The organism is Hydrogenophaga sp., assembly GCF_035481345.1.
Classification (GTDB): Bacteria; Pseudomonadota; Gammaproteobacteria; order Burkholderiales; family Burkholderiaceae_C; genus Hydrogenophaga.
On record NZ_DATIGV010000020.1, the window covers coordinates 42,369 to 56,392 of the forward strand.

Consider the following 14,024-nt stretch of genomic DNA (forward strand, 5'->3'; position numbering starts at 1 on the left):
TCACGCCGCTTTGCTGATCGCGAAGCTCTTGAGGTACTCGGCCGGCTTCGCCGGGTCGAACACCTTGCCCATGATGGTGTGCTTCTCGTAGCCCGGACCGGCCTTGAAGTCCTGGCCCAGTTCCTTCATGTGCTTGCGCGCGTCGGTGATGAGGAAGACGCGCTCGGCGATCTGGTTGTAGTTGACCTCACCCTTGATGTAGCCCCAGCGCTGCATCTGCGTGAGCATCCACACCGCCATGCTCTGCCAGGGCATGGGGTCGAAGTCGGCGCGCTCGGGCACGTTCTGGACCTTGCCCAGGCCGTCGGCGAAGCGGCCGGTGAGCACTTGCGTGATCACGGCCTCGGGCTGGTTGAGGTACTGGCTGGGCGCGATGACCTTGGCGATGAGCTCGCGGTTCTTGGGCTGGCGCGCCATGGCCGCGGCGTTGAGCACGGCGCGGTACAGGGCCGCGAAGGTGTTGGGGTTCTGCTTGATGAACTCGGTGCTGGTGCCGAAGGCGCAGCAGGGGTGGCCGTTCCAGAGGTCCTTCGTCAGCACATGGATGAAGCCCACCTCCTCGAACACGGCGCGCTGGTTGAAGGGATCGGGGCCGAGGAAGCCGTCGATGTTGCCGGCGCGCAGGTTGGCCACCATCTCGGCCGGCGGGATCACGCGCAGCTGCACGTCGGTGTCGGGGTTGAGCCCGTTCTCGGCCAGGTAGTAGCGCAACAGGAAGTTGTGCATCGAGTACTCGAAGGGAATGCCGAACTTGAAGCCCTTCCAGTTCTTCGGGTCGCGGTTGTCCTTGTGCTTGAGCGCCATGGTGATGGCCTGGCCGTTGATGTTCTGCACCGTGGCCACGTTCATGGGCACGGCGTTGCTGCCGAGGCCGAGCGAGATGGCCAGGGGCATGGGCGAGAGGAAGTGCGAGGCGTCGTACTCCTTGTTGATCATCTTGTCGCGCACCAGGGCCCAGCCCGCGGTCTTGGTGACTTCGACGTTGAGGCCCTGCTTGCTGTAGAAGCCCAGGGGGTGGGCCATGATCAGCGGCGTGGCGCAGGTGATCGGGATGAAGCCGATCTTCAGGTTCGTCTTCTCGAGCTTGCCTTTCTCCTGCGCCATGGCCTGCAGGCTGGCGATGGGCAGCACGCTGGCAATCGCCGCCATCGCCGTGCCCTTGCCCACGGCGCGCAGGAAGCGGCGGCGCACCGCATCCTGCGGGAACAGCGCCTTCACCAGCGTGGCCTCGATGAACTCGCGGCTGTAGGCCTCGAACTCGGGGGTTTCGCTGCGCGCGCGCAGGGTGGCGGCGGCCTGTTCGGCGGCGCTGTCCTTCGTTCGTTGTTCGGCCTGGTGCTCGGCCACCGTGTGGTCGCGCCCGCAGCTGCACTTGAGCATCAGGGGCTTGTCGGCGTTGTACGGGTCGAAGAAGTCGGACATGGCGCACCTCGTGAGTTGGAGATGCGCGGAGATTTGCAAGCACCGGGCCAGTTGCTGCGTTGCAGCAGGCGCTGGCGTGATTTCGTGGGCGGCCGCGCCACGCGGTGTAGGGGTGGCCCTACAAAGCCGCCGGATGCGCCGCGTCTCAGGCGCCCGAACGGTGTCTTTCGGCGTACAGCGCGAGTTCGACGTCGTTCTTGGCGCCCGTCTTTTCCAGGATGCGCGCGCGGTAGGTGCTCACCGTGTTGGACGCCAGGCCCAGGCGTGCACCAATTTCGCTCACGGTGAGCCCCTGGGTGAGCAGGCGATAGACCTGGTGCTCCCGGTGCGAGAGCGCCTCGGGGCCCGCCTGCGCGGCGCCACTGCCCACGGCGGCGGCCAGGGCCTCGGCCGTGGCGGGGGTGAGGTAGCGCCCCCCGCCCGCGCACTTGCGCACCGCGAGCAGCATGTCGTCCGGGTCGGCGCCCTTGTTGAGGTAGCCGCAGGCGCCCAGGCGGATGCAGCGCACGGCGTACTGCTTCTCGGGGTAGGTGCTGAGCATGAGCACCGGCAGGTACGGGTGCTCCTTGCGCAGGCGCTGCAGCACGTCCAGGCCGTCGATGCCGGGCATGGCCACGTCGAGCAGCACGAGATCGAGGCCTTCATTGCCACCAAGGGCGCGCACCTGCGTGAGCACCTCTTCCCCGCTTTGCGCCTCGGCCACCACGCTCACGTCGGGGGCGTCCGCCAGGATCTGCTTCAGGCCTTCGCGCACGATGCGGTGGTCGTCGCCGATCAGCACGCGGATGGTGTCGGCCAGCAGATCAAAGCGGCTGGCCTCGCTGTATTGGCTGTTCATGTCACCTCCCCGGGCGTCAGCACGATGGACAGTTCCATGTGCGTGCCGCGGCCCAGGATGCTTTCGATCCGGATCTTGCCCCCGAAGTGCCCCGCGCGTTCGCGCATGCCCATGATGCCGTAGGCGTCGGCCGCCTCGAAGGCCTGGGGGGAAGCGCCGGCGCCATCGTCCTGCACCGAGAGACGCAGCAGGCCATCGTGGTGACGGATGCGCACGGCGATCCGACGGGCCCGCGCGTGGCGACCCACGTTGGAGAGCATCTCCTGGAAGATGCGAAAGACCGCGATGGCCAGTGGCTCCGGCGGTTCGGGCGCGCCCTCCACGGCCATGTCCCAGTCGAGCGCGAGCTCGGCGCTGGCCACGAACTCCTGGGCCTGCCATTCCAGCGCGGCCCACAGGCCCTGGTGGTCGAGGATGCTGGGCCGCAGGTCGGTGATGATGCGCCCGACGTTGTCGACCGCGCTCTCGATGAGGCGGCTCATGTTCTGGCACTTGCAGCGCATGCGCTCGCGCATGCCCTCGGCCTCCTCGGGCTGGCGCCGCGCCTGTTCGGACAGGCGCTTGTCCATCCAGTTCACGTCCATCTTCAAGGCCACGAGCAGGCTGCCGAGTTCGTCGTGCACCTCGCGCGCGATGCGCGTGCGTTCTTCCTCGCGAACGGCCTCGCTGCGCGCAGCGAGTTCGCGCACCTGGCGCAGCGCGGTTTCCAGGGCATGGGTGCGTTCGCGCACACGCTGCTCCAGTTGCTCCTTGGCGCTGCGCAGCGCATCGGCGGCGCGGCGGCGGTCGGTGATGTCGATGAAGGTGACGACGGCGCCACGCACCTGGCCGTCGTCGACGATGGGGTGGCTGCTGTACTCGACGGGAAAGGCGCTGCCGTCGCGCCGCCAGAACACCTCGGTGTCGATGCGGCAGGGCTCGGCCGCACGGAAGGCGTTGAAGATGGGGCAGTCTTCCACCGGGTAGTGCGCACCATCCGCGTGCGAGTGGTGGGTCAGCTCGTGCATGTTGCAGCCGAGCAGCTCGTCGGGCTCGTAGCCGATCATGCGCGCGCCGGCGTGGTTGATGAACACGCACAGGCCGTCCAGGTCCACGCCGAACACCCCCTCGCCGGTGCTGGCCAGCAGCAGGCCCAGCGGGTCGCGCCAGGCCGCCGTGGACGGGGCCACGGCGGCGCTGATCAGCTCGGGGAAGGGCTGGCGGTGCATGGCACAGGCGCTAGCAACGCCTGTGCCAAGTTGGTGCGTGGTGCCCGGTTCAGGTGTTCGGCGCGGTTTTCGCGCTCCAGACCATGGTGATCGCCAGGATGCCCACCACCACGCCCAGCGAGACCGCCACCGGGATCTTGAAGACGTCGATCAGCATCATCTTGGTGCCGATGAAGACCAGGATGACGGCCAGCCCGTAGTTGAGCAGGTGGAACTTGCCGGCCACGGCTTGCAGCAGGAAGAACATGGCGCGCAGGCCCAGGATGGCGAACACGTTGCTGGTGAGCACGATGAAGGGATCGCGCGTGATGGCGAAGATGGCCGGGATGGAGTCGACGGCGAAGATCACGTCGGTGACGCCCACCAGCGCGATCACCATCAGCAGCGGGGTGGCGATGCGCTTGCCGTTTTCGACGGTGAAGAACCTCTCGCCGTCGTAGCGCTGGCTCACGGGCATGAGGCGGCGCAGCAGCTTGAGCGCGGGGTTGTCGTCCAGCGCGGGCTCCTTGCCCGCGGCCCACCACATCTTGATGCCGGTGAGCACCAGGAAGGCACCGAAGACGTAGAGGATCCAGTGGAACTGGGCGAGCAGCCAGCCACCGAGCAGGATCATCACCGTGCGCAGCACGATGGCGCCCAGGATGCCGATCATGAGCACCCGCTTCTGGTACGCGGCCGGCACCGCGAAGTAGCTGAAGATCAGCAGGAAGACGAAGATGTTGTCGACCGCCAGGCTCTTCTCGATGAGGTAGCCGGTGAGGAACTCCAGGGATTTTTCGTTCGCGAGCGCGGTGGAGCCGGTGCTGTCCTTGATGGCCCACCAGAGCAGGCCATTGAAGATGAAGCTCAAGGCGATCCAGGCGAGCGACCAGTTGAGCGCCTCCTTGACGCTCACGGCCTGGGCGCCCTGCTTCTTCAGCAGAACGAAATCGACGAACAGGGCCGCCACGACGAACGCGACGAAAACCCCCCACAGCCACAGCGGAGCAATGCTTTCCATGAAAGACCTCGGTTTGGTGTTGACGAACACCCCAAGGTCTGGTCGCCGCCATCCGCTGGATGGCTGGGCGTTCCCGGCGGCCTTATCAGCCGCGAATTGACGAGAACGCCGCGCTGCCGAGGCCTCGCTGTGCGCGGGGTGGCAGGCCGATTACTCCCCTTGAAGGGAAGCGCGATTGTCGGCGGGCCGGGTATTTCCCGGCGCGGCGTCGGGTATTCAGGCGGCTTCGCGGTAGAAGCCGGCGCGGTGGCGCGGCGCCAGCGGCGTGACCGCCTGGCCGATGGCGGCGATGTGGTCCGGCGTGGTGCCGCAGCAGCCGCCCACGATGTTGACCAGGCCCTCGGCCGCGAACTCGTGCAGCAGGCGGCTGGTGACCTCGGGCGTCTCGTCGAAGCCGGTCTCGCTCATGGGATTGGGCAGGCCGGCATTGGGGTAGCAGCTGATGTAGGTGTCGCCCGCGACCTTGGCCAGCTCCTGGATGTAGGGCCGCATGAGGGCCGCACCCAGCGCGCAGTTCAGGCCCACAGCCAGCGGCTGCAGGTGGCGCACGCTGGCCCAGAAGGCGCTCACCGTCTGGCCGCTCAGGATGCGGCCGGAGGCGTCGGTGACGGTGCCGCTGATGATGAGCGGCAGGCGCTCGCCGGTGGCGGCGAAGACCTCGTCGATGGCGAACAGCGCGGCCTTGGCGTTGAGCGTGTCGAAGATGGTCTCGACCAGCAGCACGTCGGCGCCGCCTTCCATCAGGCCCTCGACCTGTTCGCGGTAGGCGGCGCGCAGTTGCTCGAAGGTGACGTTGCGCGCGCCGGCGTCGTTCACGTCGGGGCTGATGCTGGCCGTCTTGGGCGTGGGACCCAGGGCGCCCGCCACGAAGCGCGGCTTGTCGGGCGTGCTGAACTTGTCGCAGGCGGCGCGCGCCAGGCGGGCCGAGGCGACGTTCATCTCGCGCGCCAGGTGGGCCATGTCGTAGTCCTCCTGCGCGATGGTGGTGGCGCCGAAGGTGTTGGTCTCGATCAGGTCGGCGCCAGCCGCGAGGTAGCCCTCGTGGATGTCGCGGATGACGTCCGGCCGCGTGAGGCTCAGCAACTCGTTGTTGCCCTTGACGTCCTTGTGGAAGTCCTTGAAGCGCTCGCCCCGGTAGGCCGCCTCGTCGAGCTTGAAGCGCTGGATCATGGTGCCCATGGCGCCATCGAGGATGGCGATGCGCTGCTCGAGGATGGCCGGCAGGGCCTGGGCACGGGTGAAGGCGGGGGACTTGTCCATCGTGTGGATTGTATGAAGCGGCCCCGCCCCCACGCGGGGCAAGGCCACGGCATGGCCGACAATACGCGCCCATGAAGCACCTGTCCCCCAAGGAAGCCTGGACCTGGCTTCAGGCCGAAACCGCGCGCCGCGCCGCGCTGGGCCAGGACCCTCCGCTGTTCGTGGACGTGCGCATGGAGATCGAATCGCTCTACGTGGGCCGCCCGCCCGGCGTGGAGAACATCCCCTGGTACGAATACCCCGACCTCACGCCCGACCCGGCGCGTTTCGCGCAGGCCGTGGCCAACGAGGCGGGTGACAAGGGCCGCCCCATCCTGCTGATCTGCCGCAGCGGCAAGCGCACCCTTGACGCCGGCAAGGCACTGGAGGCGGCGGGCTTCAGCGACATCGCCCACGTGCTGCACGGCTTCGAAGGCGAACTCAACGACCACTTCAAGCGCTCCACCGTGAACGGCTGGCGCCACGACGGACTGCCGTGGGAACAGATGTGATCGACGTCGCGGCCGGAGCCGAGACGCTGGAGGCCTGCGTCGACGTCCTGCAATCGGTCTTCGGCTACGAGGCCTTTCGCGGTCCGCAGGCGCAGATCGTCAGCCACGTGTGCGACGGCGGCGACGCGCTGGTGCTCATGCCCACGGGCGGCGGCAAGTCGCTGTGCTACCAGGTGCCGGCCATCGTTCGCGCGCAGCGCGGTGGTGGTGTGGCGGTGGTGGTGTCGCCGCTGATCGCGCTGATGCACGACCAGGTGGGCGCGCTCACCGAAGCCGGCGTGAGCGCGGCCTACCTCAACAGCAGCCTCTCGCTGGAGGACGCGCAGCGCATCGAGCTGCAACTGCGCAAGGGCGAGCTCACCCTGCTCTACGTGGCGCCCGAGCGGCTGCTCACGCCGCGCTGCCAGGCCATGCTGGAGAGCCTGCACGAGCAGGGCCGCCTCTCGCTGTTCGCCATCGACGAGGCGCACTGCGTGAGCCAGTGGGGCCACGACTTCCGCCCCGAGTACCGCGAGCTCGCCGTGTTGCCCGAGCGCTTCGCGGGCGTGCCGCGCATCGCCCTCACCGCCACGGCCGACGCGCTCACGCGCGCCGACATCGTGGAACGCCTGCAACTGCAGGACGCGCGCACCTTCATCAGCAGCTTCGACCGGCCCAACATCCGCTACCAGCTGGTGGAGAAGAAAGACGCCACCACGCAGCTGCAGCGCTTCATCCGCGACGAGCACTCCAACGCCCAGGGCCACGACGCGGGCGTGGTGTACTGCCAGTCGCGCCGCCGCGTGGAAGAGGTCGCACAGATGCTGCAGCAGGCCGGCTTCAAGGCCCTGCCCTACCACGCCGGCCTGGACGCCGCCGTGCGCCAGGAACACCAGGACCGCTTCCTGCGCGAAGAGGGCCTGATCATGGTGGCCACCATCGCCTTCGGCATGGGCATCGACAAGCCCGACGTGCGCTTCGTGGCGCACCTGGACATGCCCAAGAACATCGAGGGCTACTACCAGGAAACCGGCCGCGCGGGCCGCGACGGCGAACCCGCCAACGCCTGGATGGCCTACGGCCTGCAGGACGTGGTGAACCAGCGCCGCATGATCGACGACAGCCCGGCGCCCGACGAGTTCAAGCGGGTGCTGCGCGGCAAGCTCGACGCCCTGCTCGCCCTGGCCGAGGCCAGCGACTGCCGCCGCGTGCGCCTGCTGCGTTACTTCGGCGAGGACAGCCAGCCCTGCGGCAACTGCGACAACTGCCTCAATCCGCCCGAGCTGTTCGACGCCACGGAGCCCGCGCGCAAGCTGCTCTCCTGCATCTACCGTGTGCAGCAGGCCAGCGGCCATGGCTACGGCGCGGGCCACATCATGGACATCCTGCGTGGCAAGTCCACCGAGAAGGTCGAGGCCAATGGCCATCAGCGGCTCAGCACCTTCGGCATCGGCGCCGATTGGAGCGAGACACAGTGGCGCGCCCTGCTGCGCCAGCTCATCGCCATCGAGGCGGTGCGTGTGGACGACGCGCCTTACAACACGCTGCACCTGAGCGATGGGGCGCGCGCCATCCTCAAGGGCGAGGGCGAGGTGCGCCTGCGCATCCAGGCCGAACGCGCGCCGTCGCGCTCGCGCAGCGCGCGCGCCAAGCCGCCCGTGGGCGACGACGGCACACCGCTGAGCCTGGCCGAGCGCGACTGCCTGGACGCGCTGAAGGCCTGGCGCGCGGGCGTGGCCAAGGAGCACAACCTGCCCGCCTATGTGATTTTTCACGACGCGACCCTGCGCGCCATTGCCCAGCGCCGGCCCACGCACGTGGCCGACCTGGACGGCATCAGCGGCATCGGGCACAAGAAGCGCGCGGCCTATGGCGACGCGGTCATCCAGGTGGTGAGTGCTTTTCTCTGAACCCTCAAGTCGCGAACAAGCGGGCCGATAAACCATCGGGTGACACCGCCGACCGCCCGTCGGCCAGCCGCCTGTCGCGCAGGGGCAGCCGCTCAAGCCGGAGGCCCTCGTGCCGATGTTCCATGCAAGGGGCGGGATCCGCTCCACGGTCTCAACGAATCGATTGCACGGAGCGCGTCATGTTTTTCCGCCTGCCCTGGCTGTCCAAGCGAAGGGGCCCCAGCTACCAGCACACCCAGGCCCTCGACCTGGACTACGTGGTCAATGAGTTCCATTCGGCCATGGCCGACATCCAGGATCCCCTGCGCGTGCGCCTGCACGCCGCCCTGATGAACTGCCGCACGCCCCGCGAACTGTGGTTCCTGCGCGGCAAGCTGTTCAACCTGATCTGCAAGCACCACCACGAGGGTGAAGCCAACAAGCGCGTGGGCCGCCTGGACGCCAAGCTGCGCTACTTCGTGGACAACCACCCCGACTACTCGGCGGACGAGGTGCCGAGCCGGCCGATGGCGCTGCTGCACTGAACGCAGCGCAGCGCCACAGGAGAGGCCACCTTCGGGTGGCCTTTTTGCTGGCCTCGGCAGAAACCGCCTCAGGCGATGCCGCCGCCATGCGGACGTCGGACGGATTCGAACCAGGCGCTGTCGCGCTCGATCTGCTCCCTTACTCGCGCCGCTTCCTCGTCGTCCAGGAACAGGGTGGATCCCAGGCGAGACCGCACCCGAGGCAAGGAAACGTGCCCGGACAGCAGCCCCGCGCGAATCCAGCGCAGGTCATTGGCCTGGCTTCGGGCGTACTTCGAGATGGCGGCATCGTCCGGATCGAGGAACCACACGCGCAGACCATCGCGTTCGATGACCGTCATGCGGACTTCCCAACCGTCCGGCAAGCTCGGCAGGCTGGGCGACACGGGGTCCAGGTAGTAGCCGTGCGCGCGGTGGAAGTCCGAGCCCTCGCCCAGCGTCGCCCGCACATCGTTGATGCGTCCCGGGTCGGCCTTGGTGTAGCAGTCGATGTCGATGGACATGGACATCTCCGCCGGCACGCCGCCCTCGTCATCGGAGCCGAGGATGGACAGGCTGCCGATCACCACGAAGTCGCGGTGCCCGGTCAGCGTGTGGGCTTGCTCGAACAGAGTGAACAGGTGCGCCCGGTTCACGGAGTCACCAGCAGCCAGGGGGAGTTCTGCCGCAAGGCCACGCCCCACTCCGGCGATTCGGACGCCATGGCGCGCGCCAGCTCTTCCACGGGCAGGCCGAGCAAAGCGTCCCACCGCGCGATGTAGTCCTCGCTGCAAAGGCGTTCGCGCCGCCAGCGCTCCACTTCCATGCGGGCCCGGGCGATCAATGCCTCTCGCTGCGACTGGGACATCAGGACCAGGTCGATCGCCAGGCGCTGGTGTTTGATCAGGCGGTCCTTGTCAACAAGCGCCTGCGCGGCGCGCGCCGCACGCCGCTCCGCCAGTTGTCCGTCGCGGTCGGATCGCCCCTGGAACACTTCCGGCGAACAGACGATGGCCTTGACCTTCTTGTGCCGTTCGATGGCCACAGGCTCGCGCGCCGCGACCTCCAGCAACTCCCCGAAGTTCTGCTTGGCGTGGCTTGAACTTATCTGGCGCATGAGCGAAGCGTACCTGTTTTGTCCATTTTGGACAAAACTCCAGATGGCGCAGAGGGGATCAGTGCACGAAGCCCATGCCGCGCGCCTCGCGCACCTCGGGCTTGATGCGGTGCTCGGCCTCGAGTTGGTCGAGGAATTCGGCCGGCGCCATGGCTTCGCCGAGGATCTCGGACTGGCGCTTGACGGCGGCGAAGTCGCCGGGGCACAGCTGCTCCAGGCGCGCCAGGCGCTGGCGCAGGGCATCGTCCAGGCGCTCGGCCTTGCCATCGAGGGCCTCGACCACGAACATGGTCTCGCGCTGCTCGCGCGTGAGCGGCTTGAACCGGATCTTGAAGGTGAAGCGGCGCAGCGCGGCCTGGTCGATGCTGTCCATCAGGTTGGTGGTGCAGACGAAGATGCCCGCGAAGCGCTCCATGCCCTGCAGCATCTCGTTGACCTCGGTCACTTCGTAGGTGCGCTGGGCGCCGCGGCGGTCTTGCAGGAAGCTGTCCGCCTCGTCGAGCAGCAGCACGGCGCGCTCGGCCTCGGCCTCGCGGAACATGGCGGCCATGTGCTGCTCGGTCTCGCCCACGAACTTGCTCACCAGGTCGCTGGCGCGGCGAATCATGAGCGGGCGGCCGAGCTGCTGGGCGATGTGCTCGGCCAGCGCCGTCTTGCCGGTGCCGGGCGCGCCGTGGAAGCACAGGCAGCCGTGGCCACGCGCCTTGAGCGCCTCGATGATGCGCGGGACGGGGTGGCGAGACTCCACGTGGAGCATGTCCAGGCTGTACTGCGTGACGCTGGGGCGCTGCAGCACGTCGGGCGCGCGGCCCAGGGCCTGGTCGGCGTGGCGCAACTGGCGTTCGATGAGTTCGTCCAGCAGGGGCGGCGGCCCCACGCGCGCGGCTTTGCGGCCCGTGGCGCGCGCTGGTGCCGCGGCCAGTTCGGCAAAGCGCACCGCCGTGCGGATCTGCGCCGGCGTGAGGCCCTTGCGTTCGGTCAGGCGGCCCACCAGGGCCTCGCTCACCGCCGCGCCTTCCAGCGTCTTGCGCACGAGCTGCTCGCGCGCGCCGGGCGGCGGGCTCTTGAGTTCCAGGTGGTACGCGAAGCGGCGGCGGAAGGCCGGGTCGATCTGCTCGATGCGGTTCGTGATCCAGACCGTGGGCACGGCGTTCGATTCGAGCACCTGATTGACCCAGGCCTTGCCGCTGACCGAGTGGCTGTGCGGCGCGGCCACGTGCTCGGCGCGCGCCATGAACTGCGCGGCTTCGCTGGAGATGGGCGGGAAGACGTCTTCCACCTCGTCGAACAGCAGCGCCGACTGGGCCGTGCCCTTGAGGAACACCTGCGCGATCTGCAACGAGCGGTAGCGGTCTCGGCCGGAGAGCGCGTTGCCGTCGCGGTCGGCGTATTCCACCTCGAACAACTCGAGGCCGGCGGCCTTGGCCGCCACGCGCGCGAGTTCGGTCTTGCCGGTGCCGGGCGGGCCGTAGAGCAGCACGTTGACACCGGCCTCCTTGCGCGCGACGGCCTCGCGCAGCAAGCCGCTGAGCAGGCGCACGTCCTCGGCCACGTAATCGAAATCATCGGGCACGAGGGTGGAGCGCGCCGCCGGGCGCGTGAACACCGCCATGAGCTCGCTCTGCGAGCGGTACTCGCGCATCAGCACGGGCGGCAGTTTTTCGCTGACCTTCATCAGATCGGCGAGGTCGGTGATGTTGTGTTCGGAGATGAGGTTCTCGACCATGCCGATGCGCTCGAGCCGCGAGCCCGCACGCAGGGCCTCGCCCACCTCGCTGGCCTTGACGCCGGCCACGTCGGCGATGGCCGCGTAGGCCTCGGGCGCGTTATTCACCTTGAACTCGACCAGGATGGAGCGCAGGTCGCGCTGGTAGCGCGCCAGCGTGCCGTACAGCAGCAGCGCGCGCTCGGCGCGGTTGAGCTGCAACAGGCTGGCCAGGGCGTCGATGTTCTTTTCCACCAGGGTGCTCTGCTTCTTGAGCGCCTGGCTCAGCCAGTCGCCGGTGACGGCCAGTACCGAGAGCAGGTCCTTGGGCGCTTCCTTGGCGTACTCGTCCAGGTAGAAGAAGAGCGTGCCTTCCTCGTAGGGGCCGCGCCAGACGCCGTAGCGGTCCATGAAGGCCGCGGTGGAGAGCTTGTCGTGGCCGGCCCAGAGGTCGTTGTCGCGGCAGCGGCGCTGCAGGAACTCGCGCAGGCGCTGCAGCACGGTGTGCGGCCACACCAGATGGCGCCCGGCCAGCGACAGGAGGGTGTTCAGGTCTCGGCGCACGTTGAAGCGCGGGCCCTGGCGCGCCGCGAGCGTGAGCACGAAGTGCGAGCACATGAGGTCGAGCACGGGGGCCTGCTTGAGGCCGTGCGGCACGTGCAGGCGCCCTTCGCCCAAGGCGCGCGCCTCGGGCGAGCGGATCGCGGGACCGGGGGACAAGGGCCGTTTGCTCATGCGCAGACTCCTGCGACAACCTCCTGAGTGGCGGGGCGCCGCAGACCAGGGCCCCTGTGCGGCGGACCATAACGCAGCTTGATGCGCAGTGGAAGGGCGTGATGACGGGCGCGCGCGGGCTTTTTCCACGGCGGTCACGCCACAATCGCCGGATGCTTCAAATCGACGACATCCGCGCCGCGGCGGCCCGCCTCGACGGTCAGGTCCTTCGCACGCCCTGCGTGGAATCCCGCACGCTGTCCCAGCTCACCGGCTGCCAGGTGTTCCTGAAGTTCGAGAACCTGCAATACACGGCGTCCTTCAAGGAGCGCGGCGCCTGCAACAAGCTCGCGCAGCTCACGCCCGAAGAGGGCGCACGCGGCGTGATCGCCATGAGCGCGGGCAACCACGCCCAGGGCGTGGCGTACCACGCGCAACGCCTGGGGCTGCGCGCCGTCATCGTGATGCCGCGCTTCACGCCCGGCGTGAAGATCGAGCGCACGCGTGGCTTCGGCGCCGAGGTGGTGCTGCACGGCGACACGCTGGACGAAGCGCGCGCCCACGCGCGCCGCCTGGCCGAGCAGCAGGGGCTGGTGTTCGTGCACCCCTACGACGACGAGGCCATCGCGGCCGGCCAGGGCACGGTGGGGCTGGAAATGCTGGCCGACGTGCCCGAGCTGGACACCCTGGTGGTGGCGATCGGCGGCGGCGGACTCATCGGCGGCGTCGCCACCGCGGCCAAGGCGCTCAAGCCGGGCATCGAGGTGATCGGCGTGCAGACCGAGCGGTTTCCGGCCATGGTCAACGCCATCAAGGGCACGCGGCACCCGCAGGGCAGCAGCACCATCGCCGAAGGCATCGCCGTGGGCACGCCGGGCGAGATCAACCTGCCCCTGGTGCGCGAGCGCGTGGACGACCTGCTGCTGGTGGACGAGGGCGACATCGAGCAGGCCATCGTGATGCTGCTGGAGATCGAGAAGACCCTGGTGGAAGGCGCGGGCGCCGCCGGCCTGGCGGCCCTGCTCAAGCACCCCGGCCGCTTCGCGGGCCGGCGCGTGGGCCTGGTGCTCAGCGGCGGCAACATCGACCCCCTGCTGCTGGCCTCCATCATCGAGCGCGGCATGGTGCGCGCCGGGCGGCTGGCCCGCATCGCCGTGAACGCGCGCGACGTGCCGGGCAACCTGGCGCGCATCACGGCCCTGGTGGCCGAAGCGGGCGCCAACATCGGCGAAGTGCACCACCAGCGCGCCTTCACCCTGCTGGCGGCGCAGAACGTGGAGATCGAGCTGGTGCTGCAGACGCGCGGGCGCGAGCACGTGAAGCAGGTGATCGACGCGCTCAACGCCGCCGGCTTCGGCGCCCACGAGCAGTAAAGCGCGGGACGCCCGCCCGCGCGGGCGCCTCCGCATAATCGCGCGCCATGGACAACAGCACCCTGCAGGCCGCCCTGGCCGAGTACTTCGCCCCCTGGGTCCAGGCCCTGGGGCTCGTGGTCGACGGCAGCGCCGAGGGCGCCGTCACCCTGCGCCTGCCGCAGAACGACCAGCTCAGCCGCGTGGGCGGCATGCTCTGCGGCCAGGCCATGATGGCCGCCGCCGACACCGCCATGGTGCTGGCGCTGATCCGCCAGTTCGGCGAGTTCCGCCCCTGCACCACGGTGCAGATGAACACCAGTTTCCTCAAGCCGCTGTCGGGCCAGGACGCCCTGGTCGAGGCGCGCGTGATCCGCGCCGGCAAGAGCCTGGCCTTCGGCGAGATCGACATCCGCGGCGCCAGCGACGGCAAAAGCGTGTGCCGCGCCACGACGACCTACGCGCTGTTGTAGGGCCTGCGGGCCCTGAACGGACTGTTTCACCTAAAATCGCCGCTTTTCGAGA

The 14,024-nt window shown here is 68.7% G+C and carries 13 protein-coding genes; 5 read left to right on the plus strand and 8 right to left on the minus strand.

What is annotated here, in order from left to right:
- From VLG41_RS01595 to VLG41_RS01615, 5 genes are all read right to left on the minus strand, one after another.
- A complete protein-coding gene (locus VLG41_RS01595) occupies positions 1 to 1,422 on the minus strand; it encodes a CmpA/NrtA family ABC transporter substrate-binding protein (RefSeq protein WP_325347652.1) in 1,422 nt (473 codons plus the stop codon).
- 145 nt (positions 1,423 to 1,567) lie between these two features.
- On the minus strand, positions 1,568 to 2,260 hold the full coding sequence (locus VLG41_RS01600; protein ID WP_325347653.1) for a response regulator transcription factor: 693 nt from the start codon (positions 2,258 to 2,260) through the stop codon (positions 1,568 to 1,570).
- Positions 2,257 to 3,468 carry a PAS domain S-box protein gene (locus tag VLG41_RS01605; RefSeq protein WP_325347654.1) on the minus strand — a complete coding sequence of 404 codons (1,212 nt, stop codon included), beginning with the start codon at positions 3,466 to 3,468 and terminating at the stop codon, positions 2,257 to 2,259. The genes VLG41_RS01600 and VLG41_RS01605 overlap by 4 nt, the downstream gene beginning before the upstream one ends.
- A gap of 49 nt (positions 3,469 to 3,517) precedes the next feature.
- Entirely contained in the window at positions 3,518 to 4,468 is a 951-nt protein-coding gene (locus tag VLG41_RS01610; protein WP_325347655.1) for a TerC family protein, read from the minus strand.
- Positions 4,469 to 4,684: 216 nt separating this feature from the next.
- Positions 4,685 to 5,728: a homocysteine S-methyltransferase family protein gene (locus VLG41_RS01615; RefSeq protein WP_325347656.1), complete on the minus strand. Its 1,044-nt coding sequence runs from the start codon at positions 5,726 to 5,728 to the stop codon at positions 4,685 to 4,687.
- A 71-nt stretch (positions 5,729 to 5,799) separates the two neighbouring features.
- On the opposite strand from VLG41_RS01615, the gene VLG41_RS01620 reads away from it, so the two are divergent.
- From VLG41_RS01620 to VLG41_RS01630, 3 genes are all read left to right on the plus strand, one after another.
- Positions 5,800 to 6,219 (plus strand): rhodanese-like domain-containing protein, encoded by a 420-nt coding sequence (locus VLG41_RS01620; protein ID WP_325347657.1) that lies wholly within the window; start codon positions 5,800 to 5,802, stop codon positions 6,217 to 6,219.
- The gene (gene recQ / locus VLG41_RS01625; protein ID WP_325347658.1) at positions 6,216 to 8,108 is read left to right on the plus strand and encodes a DNA helicase RecQ; all 1,893 of its coding nucleotides are present in this window, start codon (positions 6,216 to 6,218) and stop codon (positions 8,106 to 8,108) included. Before VLG41_RS01620 ends, recQ begins: the two co-directional genes overlap by 4 nt.
- Positions 8,109 to 8,287: 179 nt before the next feature.
- Positions 8,288 to 8,632, plus strand: a complete 345-nt coding sequence (locus tag VLG41_RS01630; RefSeq protein ID WP_325347659.1) for a hypothetical protein — start codon at positions 8,288 to 8,290, stop codon at positions 8,630 to 8,632.
- A gap of 68 nt (positions 8,633 to 8,700) precedes the next feature.
- On the opposite strand, the gene VLG41_RS01635 is transcribed toward VLG41_RS01630, so the two are convergent.
- From VLG41_RS01635 to VLG41_RS01645, 3 genes are all read right to left on the minus strand, one after another.
- The gene (locus tag VLG41_RS01635) at positions 8,701 to 9,267 is read right to left on the minus strand and encodes a DUF6036 family nucleotidyltransferase (RefSeq protein ID WP_325347660.1); all 567 of its coding nucleotides are present in this window, start codon (positions 9,265 to 9,267) and stop codon (positions 8,701 to 8,703) included.
- Positions 9,264 to 9,683, minus strand: coding sequence for a type II toxin-antitoxin system Phd/YefM family antitoxin (locus tag VLG41_RS01640; protein ID WP_325347661.1), 420 nt, complete (start codon positions 9,681 to 9,683; stop codon positions 9,264 to 9,266). The genes VLG41_RS01635 and VLG41_RS01640 overlap by 4 nt, the downstream gene beginning before the upstream one ends.
- Positions 9,684 to 9,786: 103 nt before the next feature.
- Positions 9,787 to 12,168 (minus strand): ATP-binding protein, encoded by a 2,382-nt coding sequence (locus VLG41_RS01645; protein ID WP_325347662.1) that lies wholly within the window; start codon positions 12,166 to 12,168, stop codon positions 9,787 to 9,789.
- Between the two features lie 152 nt (positions 12,169 to 12,320).
- Between VLG41_RS01645 and VLG41_RS01650 the strand changes: the two genes are divergently transcribed.
- Both VLG41_RS01650 and VLG41_RS01655 read left to right on the plus strand, forming a co-directional pair.
- Positions 12,321 to 13,520 (plus strand): threonine ammonia-lyase, encoded by a 1,200-nt coding sequence (locus VLG41_RS01650; protein ID WP_325347663.1) that lies wholly within the window; start codon positions 12,321 to 12,323, stop codon positions 13,518 to 13,520.
- A gap of 47 nt (positions 13,521 to 13,567) precedes the next feature.
- The gene (locus tag VLG41_RS01655; RefSeq protein WP_325347664.1) at positions 13,568 to 13,972 is read left to right on the plus strand and encodes a PaaI family thioesterase; all 405 of its coding nucleotides are present in this window, start codon (positions 13,568 to 13,570) and stop codon (positions 13,970 to 13,972) included.
- Positions 13,973 to 14,024: the final 52 nt, after the last annotated feature.